Below are 21,497 nucleotides of genomic sequence, written 5' to 3'. Positions count from 1 at the left end.
CCGTCGCGATCAGACGAGGCCTTCGATACGCGCCGCGAGATCCGCGCCGGTCAGTGGACGGCGTGCGAGCACGAAGATCGTGTCGTCGCCGGCGATGGTGCCGACCACGCCGGGCAGTCGCGCGCGGTCGAGCGCGCTGGCGAGGTAGCCCGCGGCGCCGGGCGGCGTGCGGAGCACCGCCATGTCACCCGACGAGTCGGTGGACACCAACAGCTCCGACACCAGCCGGGACACGCGGTCGGTGCCGCCCGAGACTCCACGGACCGGGCTGCCGTCCTCGGGCACCATGTACACGCCGACACCGCCGTCCGCGGCACGGAGTTTGACCGCGCCGAGCTCATCGAGATCGCGCGAGATCGTCGCCTGCGTCGCCTCGACACCGAGTTCGGCGAGCTTCTGCTGGAGTTCGCCCTGGCTGCGGATCTCCTGCGCGGACAGGATCTCGACGATCCGTGAGTGTCTGCCCGCCCTGGTCGCCGCCAGACGCGCCGATTCGGCTCGTCCGGCGGCGGCTCGGTCCGGCCCCGGGGCGCTCACTAGCGGTCCATCAGCCAGGCGAGCAGGGCCTTCTGCGCGTGCAGTCGGTTCTCCGCTTCGTCGAACACGACGCTGGCCGGACCGTCGATCACCTCGTCGGTGATCTCTTCGCCTCGGTGGGCCGGCAGGCAGTGCAGCACCATCGCGTCCGGGGCGGCGTGCCCCAGCAGCTCGGCATTGATCTGGTACGGCCGGAACGGGCCGATGCGATCTAGTCCGTCCGCCTCCTGCCCCATCGAGACCCACGTGTCGGTCACGAGCACATCGGTGCCCGTCGCGGCGACAATGGGATCGCCGATGATCTCGACGCTTCCGCCGGTCTCCGCTGCACGCTGCTTCGCCGCTTCGACGACCGCCGGGTCGGGCTGGAACGCGGTGGGGCCGCTGATCCGGACGTGCATGCCCGCGGTGACGCCGCCGAGCATCAGCGAGTGCGCCATGTTGTTCGCCGCATCGCCGAAGTACGTCAGGGTGAGTCCCGCCGCCTTCCCCTTGCGCTCGATGATGGTCTGCAGGTCGGCCAGCACCTGACACGGGTGGAAGCTGTCGGACAGGGCGTTCACCACCGGCACGGTGGCGTACTCGGCGACCGCCTCCAGGCGATCCTGACCGAAGGTGCGCCAGACGATCGCGTCGACGAACCGCGACAGCACGCGTCCGGTGTCCGCGAACGACTCGTCGCGCCCCATCTGGGTGTTCGCGCCGTCGACCACCACCGCGTGACCGCCGAGCTGGCTGATCCCGACCTCGAAGGAGAAGCGGGTCCGCGTGGAGTTCTTGTCGAAGATGACGCCGACCGCGCGCGGGCCCTCGAGGGGCCGGAAGGCGAACCGGTCGCGCTTCATCTGCGCCGCCAGCGAGAGCACCTCGGCCTGCTCGGCAGGCGTCAGATCGTCGTCGCGCAGGAAGTGCCGCACTGAGTTCTGGGTCATGGGTCAGGCCTTTCCGGTCTGTTCGGCGGTCGCCGCGTCGAGGATGCCGGGCAGGTCGGCCACGAACGCCGAAGCCTGCTCGTCGGTGAGGATCAGGGGCGGAGCCAGACGCAGCACGTTCGCCGCCGGCGCGTTGATGAGATAGCCCGCGGCCCGGGCCGCCTTCTCGGTCGAGGCCGAGATGTCGGAGTTCAGCACCACGCCGAGCAGCAGTCCCTCGCCGCGGACCCCGGCGATCTGCGGATGGTTCAGCTCCTCGATGCCTCCGGCCAATGCCTTGCCGACGCGTTCGACGTGCGCGAGGAGGTCGTGCTCGTCGATGTAGCGCAGAACCGCGAGCGCTGCGGCGGCGCACGCCGGGTTGCCGCCGAACGTGGTGCCGTGCTGGCCGGGCTCGAACAGTTCCGCAGCCCGGCCCGTCGCGATGCAGGCACCGATCGGCATCCCGCCGCCCAGCCCCTTCGCCAGTGTGATGACGTCGGGCACGATGCCGGCCCGCTGATGCGCGAACATCCAGCCGGTACGCCCGATGCCCGTCTGCACCTCATCGAGGATCAGCAGCGCACCGTGCTCCGCGGTGATCGCCCGGGCCTGCGCAAGGTAGTCCGCCGGCGGCACCACGACGCCGTTCTCGCCCTGGATGGGCTCGAGGATCACGGCCGCGGTCTGATCGGTGACCGCCTCCCGGAGCGCCTCGGCATCGCCGTACGGCACGAAGTCGACGCCCGCGGGCATCGGCTCGAACGGCCCGCGCTTGGTCGGCTGACCGGTCATCGCCAGTGCGCCCATCGTCCGGCCGTGGAACCCGCCGTGGGCGGCGATGATCTGCGGCCGCCCGGTGCGGCGCGCCAGCTTGAACGCTGCCTCGTTCGCCTCGGTTCCGGAGTTGCACAGGAACACCCGGGCCTCATGACCCATAGCGGCGGCGAGCCGCTCGGCGAGTTCCACCACGGGCGGTGAGATGTACAGGTTCGACACGTGGCCGAGCGTCGACAGCTGTTCGGTGACGGCCTCGACGATCGCTGGATTGGCATGGCCGAGGGCATTGACGGCGATGCCGCCGAGCAGGTCCAGGTATTCGCGGCCGTCGGCGTCGTAGACGACCGCGCCCTCACCGCGGACCAGGGCCACGCCGGGCGTGCCGTAGTTGTTCATCAGCGCAGCGGACCACCGCTGCTGCAGTGGTGCGGTCACGACCGCCCTCCTTCGAGATCGTCTGCGACGACGGTGGTTCCCGACGTCGACGCGGTGAGCAGGGCCGCGAGCACGGAGTGCGGTTCGCGGCCGTCGATGACGTGTGCGGCGCCGATGCCGTCCCGGACGGCGCGCATGCAGGCCTCCATCTTGGGGACCATCCCGGAGTCCAGACCGGGCAACAGCGTCTCGACTCCGCCCGCGGTGATCGTCGAGACCAGCGACGAACGGTCGGGCCAGTCGGTGTAGAGCCCTTCGACGTCGGTGAGCATCACGAGATGCTCGGCGCCGAGCGCGGCGGCGACGGCGCCGGCCGCGGTGTCGGCGTTGATGTTGTGAACCTGGCCGTCGGCGTCGGGCGCGATGGTGGAGATGACCGGGATCCGCCCGGCCGCGATGAGATCGTCGACAGCCGAAGTGTTGACCGCGGCGATGTCGCCGACCAGTCCGATGTCGGTGGCCTCGCCGTCCACGACGACCGTCCGACGGCTCGCGGTGAACAGGTGCGCATCTTCGCCGGTGATACCGACCGCATAGGGACCGTGCGCGTTGATCAGACCGACGAGCTCACGGCCCACCTGTCCGAACAGCACCATTCGCACCACATCCATCACCTCGGGCGTGGTGACGCGGAAGCCGCCGCGGAACTCGCCTTCGAGCCCGAGCCGCTTCAGCATCGCGGAGATCTGGGGCCCGCCGCCGTGCACCACCACGGGGTGGATGCCGCAGGCGCGCAGCAGCACCATGTCGGCGGCGAACGCCTTCTTCAGGTCCTCGTCGACCATCGCGTTGCCGCCGTACTTGACGACGACGCGCTTGCCGTGGAGCGCTTGCAGTGCGGGCAGGGACTCGGCGATGACGCCGGCCTTCTGCAGGGGATCGAGTGTCGTGCTGATTTCCGTCATGACGAGTAGGCCGAGTTCTCTTCCACGTAGGCGTGCGACAGGTCGGTGGTGCGGATCGTCGCCTCGGCATCACCCAGACCGAGGTCGGCGACGACCTCGATCCGGTCGCCGGAGAGGTCGACATCCCGCGCTCCGGGCACCCCGGTGCCGTTCTTGCAGATCGGAGAACCGTTGAACGACACGGTGATCCGATCCGGGTCGATGGTGACCGGTGCGGCGCCGATGGCGGCCAGCACGCGCCCCCAGTTGGGGTCGGAACCGAACAACGCGGTCTTGACGAGCGAGTCCCGGGCCACCGAACGCGCGACGACGAGGGCGTCGTCCTCGGTGACGGCGCCGGTGATGGTGATCGCGATCCGCTTGGTGACGCCCTCCGCGTCGTTCTGCAGCTGGCCGGCGAGGTCGTCGCAGACGGCGAATACCGCGGCGTCGAGCTCGGCCTGCGGCACCTCGATCTGGCTGGCGCCCGAGGAGAGCAGGAGCACCGTGTCGTTGGTCGAGATCGAACCGTCGACGTCGAGACGGTCGAAGGTCCGGGCGGTGGCCCGGCGCAGTGCGAGATCGACGGACTCGGCGCTCACCTTCGCGTCCGTCGTCAGGACCACGAGCATGGTCGCGAGCGACGGCGCGAGCATCCCCGCGCCCTTGGCCATGCCACCGACGTTCCACCCGCCGGTATGGTGCAGCGCCACCTGCTTCGGGATGGTGTCGGTTGTCATGATGGCGTACGCGGCGTCGGTTCCGCCCTCGATCCCGCCGGCCATCTCGTGCACGATCTCGGTGACGCCCGCGAGGACCTTGTCCATCGGCAGCCGCTCGCCGATGAGTCCCGTCGAGCAGACTGCCACCTCGACCGCACCGGTCTCGGTTCCCCAGTTCGACAGGGTCGCCGCCACGGCCTCGGCGGTCCCGTGAGTGTCCTGGAAGCCTTCGGGTCCGGTGCACGCGTTCGCGCCGCCCGAGTTCAGGATCACCGCGCGGAGCGAGGCGTTCTCGAGCACCTTCTGCGACCACAGCACCGGCGCCGCCTTCACCTGATTCCGGGTGAAGACGGCCGAGGCCGCGAGGTCGGGGCCCTCGTTGAAGACGAGCGCGAGATCTGGGTTGCCGTTCGCCTTGATCCCCGCGGCGATGCCCGCGGCACGGAAACCGAGGGGCGCGGTCACGCCCTGCCTGCGCGTCATGCGCGAGCCGACGAGCAGATCGATGTCCGGCACGGGGATCGGGTCGGGAGCGGAATCGGTCACGGTGTCTTCCTTGTCGGTGTCAGCGGTCTGGGCGGCGTCGTTCGAGTAGTGGGTCACGGCGCGACACCCACGGTCGGCAGGCCTTCGCCCTCACCCCAGCCCAAGGCGAGATTCATGGACTGGACGGCAGCGCCACCGGTGCCCTTGGTCAGATTGTCGACGGCGCCGACAGCGACCATCGTCCCGGACCGCTCATCGACCGACAGGCCGATGGCGACCATGTTGGTGCCGATCACCGATCCGGTCTCCGGGAACTCCCCCTCGGGGAGGAGATGCACGAACGGTTCGTCGGCGTAGGCCTTCTCGTACACCGCACGGATCTCATCGATGGACGCGCTGGTCCGCGCAGTGCAGGTCGCGAGGATGCCGCGCGAGGTCGGCACCAGCACGGGAGTGAACGAGACCCCGACGGGCAGTGACGCCGCGTTCGACAGCGCCTGCGTGATCTCCGGCGTGTGGCGGTGCACGCCGCCGACCCCGTAGGCGCGGACCGAGCCGATGACCTCGGATGCGAGGAGATTCACCTTCGGTGCCCGACCGGCGCCCGAGGTACCCGACATCGCGACGATCGTGACGGCGGGCTCGACGAGCCCGGCGGCCAGTGCGGGAAGCAGGGTCAGGATCGACACCGTCGGATAGCAGCCCGGCACCGCGATCCGGCCGGCGCCCGCGATCCGGTCGCGATTGCCGGGGAGCTCCGGCATGCCGTACGGCCAGGTCCCGGCATGATCGCCGCCGTAGTACGCGGTCCACTCCGCAGGGTCCTCGAGCCGGAAATCGGCACCGCAGTCGACGACGAGAGTGCTCGGCGGCAGGGCGTCGGCGATGACCGCCGACTGGCCGTGCGGCAGCCCGAGGAAGACCACGTCGTGTCCGGCGAGGACCTCCGGTGTGGTCTCTTCGAGGACCCGATCGGCGAGCGGGAAGAGGTGACGGTGGTGTTCGCCGAGTCGCGAACCGGCGTTGCCGCCCGCGGTGAGCGAACCGATCTCGAGCTCACCGGAGGCCAGTCGCGGGTGACCGCAGAGGAGTCGGAGGATCTCGCCACCCGCGTAACCGCTCGCACCGGCCACAGCAACCTTGATAGTCATGCAATCATTATGCACGATTGTGCAAACTAATTCATCGAGTGGTTCCGGTGCAGGGTCATCATGGTGATCTCCGGGGGCGCGAGGACTCGAACCGGCGGTCCCCACGCACCGGTTCCCCGGGTCACGTAGACCTTGACTCCGTCGACGTCGCCCCAGCCGGCCACGACCGGATTGGCCGCCGCCGCCAAATAGGTGTTCGGCCACATCTGACCGTCGTGCGTGTGTCCCGACAGTTGCACGTCAGGCGCGTACGCCGCCGCCGAGTACGCCTGACCCGGCTGATGCGCGACGAAGACGACGGATCGGCCCGCCGTCCGGCCGCCGAGCGCCCGCTGGTAGTCCGGCGCGTTCGGCTCCGGCGCGGTCTTGTCGTAGACACCTGCCAGGTCGATGACCGCGCCTCCGCGGTGCAACTCCACCCGCTGATTGCGCAGCGTGCGGATGCCGAGGGTCTCCCAGAAGTCGAGCCAGCTGCCGCCGTCGTCGACGTAGTACTCGTGATTGCCGCTGACCCCGTAGACCCCGAGCGGTGCATGGAGGTCGCGGAGCGCTTCCAGATCCGGACCCACCAGCGCCACGGTGCCGTCGGTGAGATCGCCGCCCAGGATCACCAGATCCGGCTTCTGGGCATTGACCGCGTCGACCACGTCGCGGACGAAGCCCCCGCCTCGCGCAGGACCGGCGTGCAGGTCGGTGACGAGCGCGATTCGCGAGCCGTCGAACGCGGCGGGCAGGTTCTCGATCGCCACGGACTCGTTCACGATGCGAGGCGACGCCGCCTCGGCGAGGCCGTACCCGACCGTCGCGACGGAGGCGATCACGACGACCGCCGTCGCGACGGCGGTCGACCGCCGTCCGAACCCCGCTCCCCCGTCGCCGCCGCGCAGTCGCCGGACGCCCCGGACGATCAGCCGGGCCGCCGCGATCAGCAGGGTGCCGAGCAGCAGGTAGAAGATCACCGCGGCCCAGGTGAAGCCGACGAAGCCGATCGGTCGTGCCCAGGCCGGGTCGAGCGTGCCGCCCACCGCGAAGGCTCCGACCGTCGCGACGCCCAGCACCACGAGCACGACGTCGGCGACGACCGCCCACCGCCCGCGCAGTCCCGGCAGACGAACCAGCCGTCGGTGAAGCCAGAAGGTGACCAGCGCCGCGGCGACCGCCGTGACGAGCAGACGGATCAACGCAGCCGGGCCCCGACGACCTCACCGGCGTGGGCGACCGCGGCCATCTTCGCCTCGGACCCCTCATCCTCGGTGAGTGTCCGATCGGAAGCCCGGAACGTCAGTGCGAAGGTGAGCGACTTGTTGCCCTCGCCGACCTGCTCACCGACGAAGACGTCGAAGAGAGCGATCGATTCGAGCAGCTCGCCCGCACCGGCGACGAGCGCGTCCTGCACGTCCTGCGCGGCGACGTCCTGCGCGACCACGACGTTGACGTCCTGGAGCACCGCGGGGAACGCCGAGACCTGAGGCGACGGCAGATTCTGACGCAACGGCAGCGCGTCGACGTCGATCTCCACGGCGCACAGTCGTGCGGGGAGCCCGGTGCGCTCCAGCACCGCCGGGTGCAGTTCACCGGCGTGGCCGACCACGACGCCGTCGACCTCGAGACGTGCGCAACGTCCCGGATGCCAAGGCAGGTACTCGGCCGCGACCAGGGTCAACTCGACGCCGGCCGCCCGGCCGATCTGCCGCGCCGCCTCGAAGGCGTCATAGGCGTCGGCCGCCCTGCCGCCGCCGAGCGGGCCGGCGGGCTCCCGCAGTCCCGTCAGCAGCACGCCGACGTGCAGCGGCTGGTCCGGCAGCGAGGCGTCCAGAGCCGCCTGCTCGGCCTCCGACGGTCGGCGGGTCACGTCGAGCGCGGGTACCGTCGGGCCCTGGTCGCCGGCTACGACGACCTGGCCGATGGTGTAGAGCGCGAGATCGCGGCGGCCGCGAGCGATGTTGCGCGCCGCCATCTCCATCAGTCCGGGCAGCAGTGTCGTGTTGAGGAGCGGGCGGTCGGACTCCAGCGGATTCAGCACCGAGACGGTCTTGCGGCGGACGTCGTCGTCCGGCAGCCCCCAGGTGTCGAACACGTCGGTCGGCAGGAACGGGTACGGCAGCACCTCGACGAAACCGTCGGTCGCCAGTCCGACGCCGATCGCCCGGCGCCGACGCTGTGCCGCGGTGAGCCCCGTGCCACCGGTCGCCCGCGGAACGACGGCCGGGATGTCCTCCAAACCTTCCAGCCGCAGCACCTCTTCGACGAGATCCGCGCGCTGGCGCAGATCGGGGCGCCACGACGGCGGCGTCACCGACAACGGCGACTCGCCCTCGACCGTGCAGCCGACCTCGAGCAGTCGCGCCGCCGTCGTACCGATCGGGTACACAACGCCCGCGGTGGCGTCGGGCAGCCCCGGATCGATCTCGATGGGAGGGGTGGGCGGAGTCGCGACGCGCACGTCCGACAGTTCGCCGGCCACCTGACCGCCCGCGTACTCGACGATCAGCGCGGCGGCGCGGTCCGAGGCGACGGCGGTGATCTCCGGATCGACGAGGCGCTCGAAGCGCTTGGCCGCCTCCGACGAGAGCTTGTGACGCTTGCCGGTCCGGAACACGCGGACCTGGTCGAAGTTGGCCGACTCCAACAGGATCGTCGTCGTGGCGTCGGTGACCTCGGTGGCGGCGCCACCCATCACGCCCGCCAGTGCGATAGCGCCGGAGTCGTCGGCGATCACGATGTCCTCGGGGTCGAGGGTGCGGGTCACACCGTCGAGGGTCACGAGCGTCTCGCCTGCCGCGGCCGCGCGGACTCGAACCGTCCCGGTCACCTTGTCCGCGTCGAAGGCGTGCAGCGGCTGCCCGAGCTCGATCATCACGTAGTTGGTGATGTCGACGATCGCGGAGATCGGCCTGATGCCTGCCACCATCAATCGTTTCGCGATCCACCACGGCGACGACGCCGTTGCATCGACTCCGGTGAGCACGCGCGCCGTGTACCGGGTGGCCTTGCTGTCGTCGTCGATGGCGACCGGCCAGGGTGTGCGCTCGACGGCGGCCGGCAGCGGTGCACCCGGCAGCCCGTCGTCGATGTACGGCGTCTCGAAAGCACTGGCGAGTTCCCGGCCGAGCCCGCGCATGGAGAACGCGTAGCCGCGGTCCGGAGTCACGTTCACCTCGATGGCGGTGTCGACCAAGCCGAGCACCTCGCGAGCGTCGGCGCCGGGCTCCGCGGTGCCGGGCGAGAGCACCAGGATCCCCGAGTGATCGTTGCCGATGCCCAGTTCGGTGACCGAACAGATCATGCCGTCGGAGGTCTTGCCGTACGTCTTCCGCGTCGCGATCGCGAAGTCACCCGGCAGGACGGCACCCGGCAGCGCGACCACGACGAGGTCACCGACCGCGAAGTTCCGTGCGCCGCACACGATGTCGCGCGGCGCGTGCTCGCCGACCGCGACCTGGCAGAACCGGATCGGCTTCTTGAACTCGGTGAGTTCCTCGATCGCCTCGACGCGGCCGATCACCAACGGACCGGTGATCACCGGGAAGGGCTCGACGTCCTCGATCTCGAATCCGACGCGGACGAAGCCCGCATCGATCTCTTCGGTCGACGGAGCGGCATCCGGAGCTCCCGCACGGAGCACCTCGGTCAGCCAGGACTGTGGGAGACGCACTTGTTCACCAACTACTTTCGTGTCATCGCTGCGGCGATCGCGGTCGCCGGAAGAATCTTTAGAGTGCCGGGCCGAACGGGAGGGTGAAGCGCACGTCACCTTCGACCATGTCGCGCATGTCCGGGAGGTCGTTGCGGAACTGGAGCGTGCGCTCCAGGCCCATGCCGAACGCGAACCCCGTGTACACGTCCGGGTCGATGCCGCTCGAACGCAGCACGTTCGGGTTCACCATGCCGCAGCCGCCCCACTCGACCCAGCCCGCGCCGCCCTTCTTGGCGGGGAACCAGACGTCCACCTCGGCCGACGGCTCCGTGAAGGGGAAGTAGCTGGCACGCATGCGAGTGGTCGTGTCCGGGCCGAAGAGCGCCTTCGCCAGCACTTCGAGCGTGCCGCGCAGGTTGGCCAACGTCAGTCCCTTGTCGACGGCGAGCCCCTCGATCTGATGGAACACCGGGGTGTGCGTCGCGTCGAGTTCGTCGGTGCGGAAGGTCCGCCCGGGGCACGCGACGTAGATCGGCACGTCGCGGTCGAGCATCGACCGGACCTGAACGGGCGAGGTGTGCGTCCGCAGCACCTGCCGCGAGCCCTCGGGGGCGATGTAGAAGGTGTCCTGCATCGACCGCGCCGGGTGGTCGGGCAGGAAGTTCAGGGCGTCGAAGTTGTGGTGCTCGGTCTCGACCTCGGGCCCTTCGGCGATCTCCCAGCCCATGCCGACGAAGACATCGGCCACCTGCTCACCGATGACCGTGATGGGATGCCGGGCACCGCGGCTGCGTCGGCCCGACGGCAATGTCACGTCGATCGACTCGGCGACCAGCACCGCGGCGTCACGCTCCGCGGTGAGAACTTCCGTGCGGGCGTCGAGCGCGGACTGCACCTTGCCGCGCACCTCGTTGACGAGCTTGCCCGCCGCCGAGCGCTGGTCCTTCGGGAGACTGCCGAGCGCGCGCCGCGCGAGGGCGATCGGCGAGCGGTCACCGAAGAAGGCGGCCTTGGCTTTCGCCAGGTCGTCCAGATCGCGTGCAGCGCCGAACGCGGCGACGGCGTCTGCGACCGCCGCGTCCAGATCGGCGCTGGTCGGGAATTCGTTGACAGCAGAGTCGTCAGCCACCTGGCTCGCATCTCCTATGGGTAGAAGCATGAAAGAACTTCAATCAAGGGTAGTCGAGACCCCGGCTCATCTTCATCTCAGCCCGGCGCGACCGGCACCGCCGGTGTCGCGGCGCGACACCGCAGGTCGTTCGCTTGGCAGACGGAAGTGCGCAGGCCGCGCCGTTCATGGTCTACCGTCATCAGGACATCGATATCAGCAGGTCGCACTGTTGAGGGCCGAGGACGGTGGCTGCAGACACCGGAGTTCGGCGCAGGCTGCCGCGTCAGACGCCGGCCGGCGTCGTACGCTTCTCCCGCAGCAAACGTCCGAATGAGGGGAAGGGCAGCCACTTGTCGAAAGCGCCGGGAACGACCATCGCCGGCTACCGGGTGGTCGAACTGCTCGGGTCGGGCGGAATGGGCGACGTCTACATCGTCGAGAACGAGCAGCTCCAGCGCCGCGAGGCGATGAAGGTCATCTCCGTCGGCGGCGCGTCGAATCCGGACTTCCAGCAGCGGTTCAACAATGAGGCCCGCACGATGGCGGCCCTGGACCATCCGTCGATCGTCACGATTCACAACTACGGCATCGTCGACGACCAGCCCTGGTTCACCATGAGCTTCATCGACGGGCCGAACCTCTCGACCGCGCGACTGACCCCCGCCGAGGTAGTTCAGGCGATCACGCAGGTCGCCGACGGACTCGACTACGCCCACTCGCGCCCGGTGGTGCACCGGGACATCAAGCCGGCCAACATCGTCGTCACCCGGGCACCGGACGGTGCCCTCCGTCGCGCCTATCTTCTGGACTTCGGCATCGCGAAGCTGGCCGACTCGCCGCAGCTGACCGCGGTGAACTCGATCATCGGCACCGTCACCTACACGGCGCCGGAGGTCATCGGCGGCGCGCATGCCGGCCCCGCGTCGGACCAGTACTCGCTCGCATGCACCGTGTACGAGCTCCTCGCCGGCCGCCCGCCCTTCGCCGCGGAGAACTCCACGGCGTTGATGATGGCGCACGTTCAGCAGCCCGCCCCGCCGCTGGGCGCCGTGCGTCCCGACCTCGACGCGCTCACGCCGGTTCTGATGCGCGCCATGGCGAAGGATCCCTCCGCCCGATTCCCCGACTGCCGCAGCTTCGCCGCGGCCCTGGAAGCGGCGCTCCGCCAGACCGCGGCGGGCCAGCACACGATCGTCGCGCCGGTCACTCCCCCGCCGTCTCCGAGCGGCCCGGCGCCCACTCCCACCCCCGCGCCGCCGATCTCCGCGCCGCAGACCACCCCGTACACTCCCGGGCAGCCGCAGCCGCCGTACTACGCCGCCGGTCCCGGTCCGAATCCGCAGTACGGTGCTCCGGCGCCCTACCAGCAGGCTCCCGTCGGGTACGGCGCGCAGCCGCCCTTCCCCGGACCGCCCAGCGGCCCCGCTCCGTACGGCTTCGTCGGCGGGCCGCAGCAACCGCCCAAGAAGAAGAGCAAGACGCCGTGGATCATCGCGGCGGTCGTCGCCGTCGCACTGATCGCGGTCGCCGCGACCAGTCCGCTCTGGTGGCCGTCGAGCAGCGATTCGACGGCGACCGAGACGTTCGCGGCGCCGCAGATCGCCGGGGCGTACGGCAGCGAGTGCATGGTGAACTCGGGCGAGCTCTTCTGCTGGGGCGACAATGCCAGCGGCCAGCTGGGCGACGGCACCACCTCCGCACGCAAGAGCCCCTCCAAGGTGCCGGGCCTCGGCAAGGTGACCTCGGTCGCAATGGGCGCCTACGACTCCACCGGGTCGTCCGACTCCGCCGTCACCACGTGCGCCGTCTCCGACGACGCGCTGTACTGCTGGGGCGACAACCTGTTCTGGCAGGCGGGCGACTCGAGCACCATGTCGAAGAAGACGTCGCCGTTCAAGGTGCCCGGACTCGGCAAGGTGACCGCGGTCAGCACGTCGAACTCGTCGACGTGCGCGATCTCGGACGGCGACCTCTATTGCTGGGGCTTCTACTCCGGCGGCCAGCTGGGCAACGGCAACACCAGCGAGAGCTTGAAGACGCCGACCAAGGTCGCGGGTATCTCGAATGTGACCGCGGTGTCGTCGAGGGCCGGTTCGGTGTGCGCGATCGCCTCGGGCGACCTCTACTGCTGGGGTCGTAACTGGGACGGACAGCTGGGCGACGGCACCACCGACGACCGCAGCGCACCGAACAAGGTGCCCTCGCTGAGCAACGTGACCTCGATGACCGTCGGTGGCGGCAGCATCGACAACACCCCGTTCTGGAACACCTGCGCCGTCGCCGACGGCTCCGTGTACTGCTGGGGCAACAACAAGAACCAGCAGCTCGCCCGGGACGGCGAGTCGCAGAAGAAGACGCCGCTCAAGATCGAGGGACTGTCGAACGCCACGGACGTCTCGGTCGACATCGGCTCGTTCTGCGCCATCGCCGACGGCAACGTGAGCTGCTGGGGCAACAACCTGTACGGACAGGTCGGCAACGGAAACACCTCGCAGCAGTACAGCCCGCAGCAGGTGCAGGGCGTCAGCGACGCCCGCCAGGTCGTCACGTCTTACAGCGTCACATGCGCGATCACCAGCTCCACCCAGTACTGCTGGGGCCTGAACAAGACCGGTCAGCAGGGCGACCCCGCCCGGACCGACGACCAGATCACCACCCCGCACGAGATCAAGCTCGCCGCCTGAGCGCGTGTGGCACGTCCACCCGCTCAACCAACCGGTGGCTCAGCACGCCCGGGGAGGCTAGGTCGTCTGCGACCGTCCGCGGCGACCGATCGGCACGACCATCGGGGTGCCGCCGACAGGGTCGACGACGATCTGCGACTTGAGGCCGAAAGCCGCCTCGAGCAGCTCCGGTGTCAGCACGTCGTTCGGGGCGCCCTCGGCCACGACCGCGCCGGATCGCATCACGATCAGCGAATCGCTGTACCGCGCAGCAAGGTTCAGATCATGGAGCACCATGACGATCGTCTTGCCGTGTTCGGTTCGGAGTTCGTCGACCAGGTCGAGGACATCGACCGCATGAGCCAGATCGAGGTACGTCGTCGGCTCGTCGAGCAAGACCAGGTCCGTCTGCTGCGCGAGCGTCATGGCGATCCAGACGCGCTGGCGCTGTCCGCCGGACAGTGAGTCGACGGCGCGGTCCGCGAGCTCGACGGTCGACGTCAGCGTCATCGCCTCGGTGACCGCCGCCTCGTCGTCAGTCGACCACTGTCGGTACCACGACTGGTGGGGATGCCTGCCGCGCGAGACGAGATCCGCGACGGTGAGCCCGTCGGGAGCCACCGGGTTCTGCGGCAGCAGTCCGAGGGTCCGCGCCACCTGCTTCGGCTTCTGTGACGCGATGTCCGAGCCGTCGAGGACCACGCGCCCCGACGACGGGGTCAGCAGGCGCGACAGCGTGCGGAGCAGAGTCGACTTTCCGCAGCCGTTCGGTCCGACGATCGTGGTGACCTGCCCGGTGGGGATCTCGACATCGAGTCCGTCGATGATGGTCGTGCCGTCGTACCCGACCGTGAGTCGTTCTGCCGCCAGCCGTGCCGGCGCGTCTGCGACGGTCGTCGCTGATCGGTGTGCGACCTCCGGTGAAACTGTCACCTCGTACCCCTTCGGTTAGGCATGCTCGCCATCGTCGAGTCGATAGTAGCGTTACCTAACCTAAGTGAGTGAAGCCTATCCCGGCAACGTCGAGGCCTCGTCGTGCGCGAGGTACACCCACGCGCTCACGCCGGACGCCAGCACGACCTCCACCCGCCGGTAATCGTCGACCTCGTAGTCGTCGGCCGCCGCCAACGCGTCGTCGTCCAGTTCGAGCCGCGCGCCCGGCACCCGGGCCTCCGACGATCCCGGACGCAGGATGCGGTGCGTGTCGGTGCCGCTGAGTGCGATCACCTCCGGATCGGTGATGGTCACCGAGTCGACGCGGAAGCCGGGAAGCGCATCGGGAATCGTTCGCATCCGGCGACCGAAGACCCCCTCCTGGACGACCGGATCCATCAGGGTGCCGTAGCTGAACAGAACGTGCATGGGCAGAATCGTACTGCCGCAGCAGATTCCGTTCCCGATCAGCGGTTCTGGACGCGAGCGCTGGCGTAGAGGCAGACGGCGCTCGCGGCGGCGAGATTCAGACTCTCGGCACGGCCGCGAAGCGGAATCCGGACGCTGCGGTCGGCGCCGTCGAGCACCTGCTGAGGAAGCCCGTGTGCCTCGTTTCCGAAGAGCCAGGCGTGGGGCCGGGCGAGGACGTCGTCGGCGTCGTCCAGGCTCAGCTCGCCGTCCATCGTCGTCGCGAGCGTGACGATCCCGGCGTCGGCGACGGCGGCCAGTCCCCCGGCGACGTCGACGGTACGCACCACCGGGATGTGGAAGACGCTGCCCGCGCTCGCGCGGACGCTCTTGCCGTTGTGCGGATCGACGGAGTCACCGAGGAGGATCACCGCGTCGGCGCCCATCGCATCGGCACATCTGGTCAGCGTCCCGAGATTGCCGGGCTCGCGCGGTTCGACGGCGATCACCAGGAGGCGTGGATCGTCCCCCAGGACCGCCGCCAGGCCCACGGTGAGGAGCTGGCACACCGCGAACACACCGGGCGCCGTCGACGTCTCCGACAGCTTGTCCGCGGCTCTCGCGGTGACCCGATGCACCGGGATTCCGGCGTCGAGCGCCCGGCCGATCAGGTCGGCGTGGCGGTCGGCGTCGTCGTCGCGGACCAGCACCTGCTCGGCTCGACCGGTGCTCAGTGCGGCGTCGACGGAGTTGAATCCCTCGGCGAGGAACCTGCCCTCACTGCGCCGGACCGAGGCCCGGTGCAGTTTGGCCAATGAAACGACCCGCGACGAACGTTCGGTGAGAACATCCGTCGCGGGTCGGGAACGCGTCACTGCGATCTCTTGAAGAGATCAGGCAGCGGGAGCGTTGACGTCGGCCGGCAGCGCGGCGCGAGCGACCTCGACGAGGCCGGTGAAGGCCGCCGGGTCGGTCACGGCGATATCGGCGAGCACCTTGCGGTCGACCTCGACACCCGCGAGCTTGAGGCCCTGGATGAAGCGGTTGTAGGTGATGTCGTTCACGCGAGCAGCCGCGTTGATGCGGGTGATCCAGAGCTTACGGAAGTCGCCCTTGCGCGCCTTGCGGTCACGGTAGGCGTAAGTCAGCGAGTGGAGCTGCTGCTCCTTGGCCTTGCGGTACAGGCGCGACCGCTGTCCGCGGTAGCCCTTCGAGGCCTCCAGAACGGAGCGGCGCTTCTTCTGGGCGTTGACCGCCCTTTTCACACGTGCCATCAGTCAGTGTCCTTCTAAAAAGTCTAAAGCGGAAAAATCAGCGGTTCAGCAGGCGCTTGATACGCGGTGCGTCGTTCTCGCTCACAACGGTGGTGCCGTCCAGACGACGGGTGACGCGCGAGGACTTGTGCTCCAGGAGGTGGCGCTTGCCTGCCTTCTGACGGACGATCTTGCCGCTGCCGGTCACCTTGAATCGCTTCGCGGTGCCCTTGTGCGTCTTGCTCTTCGGCATTGGTTTCCTTCATTCGGGCGGACCCGAGGCCGCACGGATCTCTCCGGGCGGCTCGGGTCCACTACTACTTCAGTGTGGTTGGGTTCAGGAGCCCTGCTGGGCCTTGGCCCGAGTCTTCGCACCCTTGTGCGGGGCCAGAACCATGGTCATGTTGCGACCGTCCTGCTTGGCCGAGGTCTCGACGAAGCCGTACTCGGCGACGTCGTCCCCCAGACGCTGAAGCAACCGGTAGCCCAGTTCGGGACGGGACTGCTCGCGACCGCGGAACATGATCGTGACCTTCACCTTCGATCCCGCTTCGAGGAACCGGATGACGTGACCCTTCTTGGTCTCGTAATCGTGGTCGTCGATCTTCGGGCGGAGCTTCTGCTCCTTGATGACGGTCATCTGCTGGTTACGGCGGGACTCGCGCTTCTTCTGCGCCGCCTCGTACTTGAACTTGCCGTAGTCCATGATCTTGCACACCGGCGGACGTGCGTCGGGCGCAACCTCTACCAGGTCCAAGTCGGCTTCGTAAGCCAGGCGAAGCGCATCTTCAACACGCACAATGCCCACCTGCTCGCCGCCTGGTCCGACAAGGCGGACCTCGGGGACGCGGATGCGCTCGTTGATGCGGGTTTCAGTGCTGATGTGGCCTCCTCGATCAATGTTTTCCATGTGGCCGGCCATGTAGGACTGGCAAGCGCGAGGAGGTTCGAGGCCGAAAACACCATAATGCCGGTCGAGACCCAACCTCGGTTGGTTCATCGACTGGCGACGGTGTGACCGGGACCGTGAAACTGCTTGTCTGAGACAGCGTCGCACGGTGGGACTCGAAGAATCCTCTTGCTACCCCGGCGCGAGCCGAGGCGGTCATGCTGTGTCAGTCTAACAGGCGTGAACGATAACTCCTATTCGACCGGCGACACCTCCTCCGACGACGCGAACGTCCACGTCGCACCGGGAGGCACCGACAGTGAGAACGTCCGTGAGCTGGCGACTATTCCCGCCGTCGAGGTCACCACGCGCGCGGCGATCATGCTGATGAGCGCGGCGGCCGAGAAGATCGGCCCGGACGCCGGCGGCGACGAGGAGTTCAAAGACCTGCCGGACGCTCGCGCGCTGATCAACGCCCTCGCCGGCCTCGTGACCGCCGCGGCACCCGATCTCGGTCTGCACCGCAAGCCGATCCAGGACGGACTGAAGGCGCTGCAGCTCGCGTTCCGCGAGGCGTCGTCGTACCCGGACGCTCCCGGCGAGGGCCCGGGCGAGAAGTACACCGGGCCGGTCAAGGGCTGACAGCGCGCTAGACTCGGTGCCATGAACCACCTCGGCGACGACGAGCCCATCGACGCCGAGATCGTGCCCGCATCAGACGACTTCACGCCGTCGGTGCGGGCACCGTCGTACGAGGACGTGACCGGCTACACCGAGGCGGGTGTGCCGACGTTCGACCACGTCCGCGACAAGATCGAGAAACGGACCGCGACGGCGATCGGCAGCGAGGAACTGTCGGAGATGACGCCGGAGGCGCAGGCGCTCGACGAGGCGATGGCCGATCGTGACGCGGCCGCGAAGAAGAAGCTCGAGGAGATTCGGAAATCGATGGGCCTGTGAGCATCCCGCTCGTCCGGATGCTGCGGCGACCGCCGTGTGCGGTCCCAGGGCCGACTACCGCAGCCCGATGAGGACCGCCGTCTGACCGTCTCCGCCTTCGATCACGCTCGGGCTGAGTCCGCCCGCCCGGGCGATCTCCGAGGCGGCTGACGTCTGGGCGACGTTCATCTCGATCACGACCGCACCGCCGTCGAGCAACCACGACCTCGCCTGTTGCAGGAGCTCCGCCGCCCGCAACAGCCCGTCGTCGCCCCCGCCCACCAGCGCGGCCCGGGGCTCGTGGTCGACGGCCTCATGCGGCAGCAGTTCGACGGCCGACTCGGGGACGTACGGCGGAACCGCGGCGATCACGTCGACGCGTCCGCGCAGCGGCTCGGGCAGGCCCGACAGTCCGGCGCCGCGGTACACCGCGTCCGCGGACAGATTCTCCGCCGCGAACGCGAGCGCGACCGGATCCGCGTCGGTCGCCACCACGTACGCGCCACGACACCTGTCCGCGACGTACGCGGCAATCGGTGCGACGCCGCAGAACGCCTCGACGAACACCGGTGACCGCCGCGCGGCGAGCAGATCGACCGCGGTCGCGGCGAGCAGTGCCGACCGTTGCCGGGGAACGAACGCGCCGGGTCCCACGACGAGGTCGAGACCCGCGAACTCCACCCGTCCGACCACGTGCTCCAACGGCTCGCCCGCCGCCCGGCGCACCGCCCAGGCCGCGAGCTGCCGGGGATCGGCGGCCCAGCGCCGCAGCACCGCCGCTTCCTCCTCGGCGAAGACGCAACCGGCCGCGCGCAACTGCGCGATCAGCCGTTCGTCCTCGCCCGCGGTCACTGCTCGAGCAGTTCCTTGACGAACGTGCCCGTGTGGCTCGCCGGAGTCGCGGCGACCTGCTCCGGCGTGCCCTGCGCCACGACCGTGCCGCCGCCGCTGCCGCCCTCCGGCCCCATGTCGACGATCCAGTCGGCGGTTTTGATGACATCGAGGTTGTGCTCGATGACGATGACCGTGTTCCCCTTGTCGACGAGGCCGTTGATCACCAGCAACAGCTTCCGGATGTCCTCGAAGTGCAGGCCGGTGGTCGGTTCGTCGAGGATGTAGACCGTCCGACCGGTGGACCGCTTCTGCAACTCGGCGGCCAGCTTCACGCGCTGCGCTTCGCCGCCCGACAGGGTCGGCGCGGGCTGACCGAGCCTGACGTAACCGAGACCGACATCGACGAGGGTCTTGAGATAGCGATGAATCGAGGTGACGGGCTCGAAGAACTCGGCCGCCTCCTCGATCGGCATGTCGAGCACTTCGGCGATCGTCTTGCCCTTGTAGTGCACCTCGAGCGTCTCGCGGTTGTATCGCGCGCCGTGGCACACCTCGCATGGGACGTAGACGTCCGGCAGGAAGTTCATCTCGATTTTGATCGTGCCCTCGCCCATGCAGGCCTCACAGCGCCCGCCCTTGACGTTGAACGAGAAGCGGCCCGGCTGATAGCCCCGCACCTTCGCCTCGGTCGTGGCCGCGAAGAGCGTGCGGATCTTGTCGAAGACGCCGGTGTACGTGGCCGGATTCGACCGCGGCGTGCGGCCGATCGGCGACTGGTCCACCTGCACCAGCTTGTCCAGGTGCTCGAGTCCCTTGATCCGCTTGTGGTGACCGGGCACCTGGCGCGCGCCGTTGAGCTTGTTCGCCAGCACTGTCGCCAGGATGTCGTTGACCAGAGTCGACTTGCCGGAGCCCGACACGCCGGTGACCGTGGTCAGCACCCCCAGCGGGAACGACACGTCGATCCCCTTGAGGTTGTTCTCGGTCGCACCGATCACGGTCAACTGCCGCTTCTTGTCGATGGGCCGGCGGATGGCCGGAACCGGCAGCACTTCGCGGCGCGACAGATACGCGCCGGTGATCGACTCCGGATTGGCGAGCAGTTCGGCATAGCTGCCGCTGTGGACGACGCGTCCGCCGTGTTCGCCGGCTCGCGGACCGATGTCCACGATCCAGTCGGCGGCGCGGATGGTGTCCTCGTCGTGCTCCACGACGATCAGCGTGTTGCCGAGGTCGCGCAGTCGTACGAGGGTGTCGATGAGCCTGCGATTGTCCCGCTGATGGAGACCGATCGACGGCTCGTCCAGCACGTACAGCACGCCGGCCAGGCCCGCGCCGATCTGCGTCGCGAGCCGGATGCGCTGCGCCTCGCCACCCGACAGCGACCCCGCCGCCCGCGACAGCGAGAGGTATTCCAGGCCGACGTCGAGCAGGAACGTGATCCGCGCCTGCACCTCCTTGAGGACGCGGCCGGCGATCGCCGCCTCGCGCTCGCCCAATTGCAGACCGTTCAGGTAATCCGCGCACTCGGCCACCGACAGCGAGGTGACGTCCGCGATCGACTTCGGTCCATGGACCGGGTGGTCGAGCGTGACCGACAGGATCTCCGGGCGCAGTCGGGCGCCGTTGCACGCCGGGCAGGCGACATCGCGCATGTAGCCCTCGTAGCGGTCCTTCATCTGCTCGGACTCGGTGGTCTCGGCGCGCCGCGAGAGGAAGGCCATGACCCCCTCGAACTCGGTGTAGTACGAGCGCGTGCGGCCGTAACGGTTCCGGAATTTGACGTGGACCTGGTGGTCGGAGCCGTTCAGCAGCGCCTTGCGTGCCGTCCGGGGCAACGATTCCCAGGGCGTGTCGAGGTCGAAGCCCATCTGATCGCCGAGGCCCTCGATCAGTCGGAGGAAGTAGTCGGCGTTGTGACCGGTGGACCACGGCGCGATGGCGCCCTCACGCAGGGTGAGATCGGGGTCCGGGACGACGAGCGACTCGTCGACCTCCTTGCGCACCCCGAGGCCGTCGCACTCCGGGCAGGCGCCGAACGGGGAGTTGAATGAGAACGACCGCGGTTCCAGGTCGTCGATCGCGATCGGGTGCGAGTTCGGGCACGCCATCTTCTCCGAGAACCGGCGACGGCGCTGCGGATCGGACTCGTCGACGTCCACGAAGTCGAGAACCAGGATGCCGTCGGCCAGGCGCAGCGCGGTCTCCACCGAATCGGTCAGTCGCTGCCGCGCCGACGGCTTCACGACGAGACGGTCGACGACGACGTCGATGTCGTGCTTCTCCTGCTTCTTCAGCTTCGGAGGATCGGCCAGCTGATGCACCGCGCCGTCGACCATCGCCCGGGCGAAGCCTTGCACCTGCAGCTCCGCGAACAGATCGACGAACTCACCCTTGCGGCTGCGGACCACCGGCGCGAGCACCTGGAAGCGGACGCCCTCCTCCATCGCGAGGACTTGGTCGACGATCTGCTGCGGTGTCTGCCGCTCGATCCTCTCGCCGCACACCGGACAGTGCGCCGTGCCTGCCCGCGCGTACAGCAGTCGCAGGTAGTCGTACACCTCGGTGATCGTGCCGACCGTCGACCGCGGATTGCGGTTGGTGGACTTCTGGTCGATCGACACCGCGGGTGAGAGCCCTTCGATGAAGTCGACGTCGGGCTTGTCCATCTGCCCGAGGAACTGGCGCGCGTACGCCGACAGGGACTCGACGTAGCGCCGCTGGCCCTCCGCGAAGATCGTGTCGAACGCGAGCGACGACTTTCCCGAGCCGGACAGCCCGGTGAAGACGATCAGCGAATCCCGCGGCAGGTCGACATCGATGCCGCGCAGATTGTGCTCGCGCGCACCCCGGACGATCAGGCGATCAACCACAGAAAGTTCCTTACATTCACATCGCAGAATTACCCGGCTGCAAGAGTACGC

General features: G+C 68.8%; 20 protein-coding genes. 3 read left to right on the top strand and 17 right to left on the bottom strand.

Annotated features, from left to right (window positions below):
- Window positions 1–9: 9 nt before the first annotated feature.
- The 9 genes from SCNU_RS07160 to pheS form a co-directional block, all read right to left on the bottom strand.
- Entirely contained in the window at window positions 10–537 is a 528-nt protein-coding gene (locus SCNU_RS07160; RefSeq protein WP_009678686.1) for an arginine repressor, read from the bottom strand.
- Window positions 537–1,469 carry an ornithine carbamoyltransferase gene (gene argF, locus SCNU_RS07155; RefSeq protein ID WP_009678685.1) on the bottom strand — a complete coding sequence of 311 codons (933 nt, stop codon included), beginning with the start codon at window positions 1,467–1,469 and terminating at the stop codon, window positions 537–539. Before argF ends, SCNU_RS07160 begins: the two co-directional genes overlap by 1 nt.
- A gap of 3 nt (window positions 1,470–1,472) precedes the next feature.
- Window positions 1,473–2,663, bottom strand: a complete 1,191-nt coding sequence (locus SCNU_RS07150; protein WP_009678684.1) for an acetylornithine transaminase — start codon at window positions 2,661–2,663, stop codon at window positions 1,473–1,475.
- Window positions 2,660–3,568, bottom strand: a complete 909-nt coding sequence (argB, locus tag SCNU_RS07145) for an acetylglutamate kinase (protein WP_009678683.1) — start codon at window positions 3,566–3,568, stop codon at window positions 2,660–2,662. The genes SCNU_RS07150 and argB overlap by 4 nt, the downstream gene beginning before the upstream one ends.
- Window positions 3,565–4,791 (bottom strand): bifunctional glutamate N-acetyltransferase/amino-acid acetyltransferase ArgJ, encoded by a 1,227-nt coding sequence (argJ, locus tag SCNU_RS07140; RefSeq protein WP_420795020.1) that lies wholly within the window; start codon window positions 4,789–4,791, stop codon window positions 3,565–3,567. Before argJ ends, argB begins: the two co-directional genes overlap by 4 nt.
- Window positions 4,792–4,868: 77 nt before the next feature.
- Window positions 4,869–5,906 (bottom strand): N-acetyl-gamma-glutamyl-phosphate reductase, encoded by a 1,038-nt coding sequence (gene argC, locus SCNU_RS07135; protein ID WP_040517853.1) that lies wholly within the window; start codon window positions 5,904–5,906, stop codon window positions 4,869–4,871.
- Window positions 5,907–5,932: 26 nt separating this feature from the next.
- Complete coding sequence (locus SCNU_RS07130; protein ID WP_009678680.1) at window positions 5,933–7,087, bottom strand: metallophosphoesterase; 1,155 nt, start codon at window positions 7,085–7,087, stop codon at window positions 5,933–5,935.
- Complete coding sequence (pheT, locus tag SCNU_RS07125; protein ID WP_009678679.1) at window positions 7,084–9,561, bottom strand: phenylalanine--tRNA ligase subunit beta; 2,478 nt, start codon at window positions 9,559–9,561, stop codon at window positions 7,084–7,086. Before pheT ends, SCNU_RS07130 begins: the two co-directional genes overlap by 4 nt.
- 58 nt (window positions 9,562–9,619) lie before the next feature.
- Window positions 9,620–10,702 carry a phenylalanine--tRNA ligase subunit alpha gene (gene pheS / locus SCNU_RS07120; RefSeq protein WP_050792773.1) on the bottom strand — a complete coding sequence of 361 codons (1,083 nt, stop codon included), beginning with the start codon at window positions 10,700–10,702 and terminating at the stop codon, window positions 9,620–9,622.
- A 197-nt stretch (window positions 10,703–10,899) separates the two neighbouring features.
- Here pheS and SCNU_RS07115 point away from each other — a divergent pair, with 197 nt between their 5' ends.
- Window positions 10,900–13,338 (top strand): protein kinase domain-containing protein, encoded by a 2,439-nt coding sequence (locus SCNU_RS07115; RefSeq protein WP_238526391.1) that lies wholly within the window; start codon window positions 10,900–10,902, stop codon window positions 13,336–13,338.
- Between the two features lie 57 nt (window positions 13,339–13,395).
- Here SCNU_RS07115 and SCNU_RS07110 read toward each other — a convergent pair whose 3' ends face one another.
- From SCNU_RS07110 to infC, 6 genes are all read right to left on the bottom strand, one after another.
- Complete coding sequence (locus SCNU_RS07110) at window positions 13,396–14,250, bottom strand: ABC transporter ATP-binding protein (protein ID WP_009678676.1); 855 nt, start codon at window positions 14,248–14,250, stop codon at window positions 13,396–13,398.
- Window positions 14,251–14,325: 75 nt separating this feature from the next.
- Window positions 14,326–14,679 carry a gamma-glutamylcyclotransferase family protein gene (locus SCNU_RS07105; RefSeq protein ID WP_009678675.1) on the bottom strand — a complete coding sequence of 118 codons (354 nt, stop codon included), beginning with the start codon at window positions 14,677–14,679 and terminating at the stop codon, window positions 14,326–14,328.
- 38 nt (window positions 14,680–14,717) lie between these two features.
- Window positions 14,718–15,539, bottom strand: a complete 822-nt coding sequence (locus tag SCNU_RS07100) for a TrmH family RNA methyltransferase (RefSeq protein ID WP_040517852.1) — start codon at window positions 15,537–15,539, stop codon at window positions 14,718–14,720.
- Between the two features lie 12 nt (window positions 15,540–15,551).
- Window positions 15,552–15,932 carry a 50S ribosomal protein L20 gene (rplT, locus tag SCNU_RS07095; protein WP_009678673.1) on the bottom strand — a complete coding sequence of 127 codons (381 nt, stop codon included), beginning with the start codon at window positions 15,930–15,932 and terminating at the stop codon, window positions 15,552–15,554.
- Between the two features lie 37 nt (window positions 15,933–15,969).
- Window positions 15,970–16,164, bottom strand: coding sequence for a 50S ribosomal protein L35 (rpmI, locus tag SCNU_RS07090; protein ID WP_009678672.1), 195 nt, complete (start codon window positions 16,162–16,164; stop codon window positions 15,970–15,972).
- 84 nt (window positions 16,165–16,248) lie between these two features.
- Window positions 16,249–16,821, bottom strand: coding sequence for a translation initiation factor IF-3 (gene infC / locus SCNU_RS07085; RefSeq protein ID WP_006895461.1), 573 nt, complete (start codon window positions 16,819–16,821; stop codon window positions 16,249–16,251).
- Between the two features lie 219 nt (window positions 16,822–17,040).
- On the opposite strand from infC, the gene SCNU_RS07080 reads away from it, so the two are divergent.
- Window positions 17,041–17,442, top strand: a complete 402-nt coding sequence (locus SCNU_RS07080; protein ID WP_009678670.1) for a DUF1844 domain-containing protein — start codon at window positions 17,041–17,043, stop codon at window positions 17,440–17,442.
- Between the two features lie 21 nt (window positions 17,443–17,463).
- Window positions 17,464–17,760 carry a hypothetical protein gene (locus SCNU_RS07075; RefSeq protein WP_009678669.1) on the top strand — a complete coding sequence of 99 codons (297 nt, stop codon included), beginning with the start codon at window positions 17,464–17,466 and terminating at the stop codon, window positions 17,758–17,760.
- Between the two features lie 54 nt (window positions 17,761–17,814).
- Here the strand turns inward: SCNU_RS07075 and SCNU_RS07070 are convergent, their stop codons facing one another.
- Together SCNU_RS07070 and uvrA are read right to left on the bottom strand one after the other, a co-directional pair.
- Window positions 17,815–18,591, bottom strand: coding sequence for a N5-glutamine methyltransferase family protein (locus SCNU_RS07070; RefSeq protein ID WP_009678668.1), 777 nt, complete (start codon window positions 18,589–18,591; stop codon window positions 17,815–17,817).
- Window positions 18,588–21,446, bottom strand: coding sequence for an excinuclease ABC subunit UvrA (gene uvrA / locus SCNU_RS07065; RefSeq protein ID WP_009678667.1), 2,859 nt, complete (start codon window positions 21,444–21,446; stop codon window positions 18,588–18,590). Before uvrA ends, SCNU_RS07070 begins: the two co-directional genes overlap by 4 nt.
- Window positions 21,447–21,497: the final 51 nt, after the last annotated feature.

Origin of the sequence: Gordonia neofelifaecis NRRL B-59395 (assembly GCF_000192435.1) — a bacterium.
Taxonomy (GTDB): Bacteria; Actinomycetota; Actinomycetes; order Mycobacteriales; family Mycobacteriaceae; genus Gordonia; species Gordonia neofelifaecis.
Note: the sequence above shows the minus strand (reverse complement) of the source record. Positions and strands in the feature narration are given on the sequence as shown.

Excerpts from the sequence above, each read along its gene's own strand:
- argF (WP_009678685.1), bottom strand. The coding sequence starts at position 1,469 with ATGACCCAGAACTCAGTGCGGCACTTCCTGCGCGACGACGATCTGACG.
- argB (WP_009678683.1), bottom strand. The coding sequence starts at position 3,568 with ATGACGGAAATCAGCACGACACTCGATCCCCTGCAGAAGGCCGGCGTC.
- argC (WP_040517853.1), bottom strand. The coding sequence starts at position 5,906 with ATGACTATCAAGGTTGCTGTGGCCGGTGCGAGCGGTTACGCGGGTGGC.
- pheS (WP_050792773.1), bottom strand. The coding sequence starts at position 10,702 with ATGCTTCTACCCATAGGAGATGCGAGCCAGGTGGCTGACGACTCTGCT.
- SCNU_RS07105 (WP_009678675.1), bottom strand. The coding sequence starts at position 14,679 with ATGCACGTTCTGTTCAGCTACGGCACCCTGATGGATCCGGTCGTCCAG.
- rplT (WP_009678673.1), bottom strand. The coding sequence starts at position 15,932 with ATGGCACGTGTGAAAAGGGCGGTCAACGCCCAGAAGAAGCGCCGCTCC.
- rpmI (WP_009678672.1), bottom strand. The coding sequence starts at position 16,164 with ATGCCGAAGAGCAAGACGCACAAGGGCACCGCGAAGCGATTCAAGGTG.
- infC (WP_006895461.1), bottom strand. The coding sequence starts at position 16,821 with ATGGAAAACATTGATCGAGGAGGCCACATCAGCACTGAAACCCGCATC.
- SCNU_RS07075 (WP_009678669.1), top strand. The coding sequence starts at position 17,464 with ATGAACCACCTCGGCGACGACGAGCCCATCGACGCCGAGATCGTGCCC.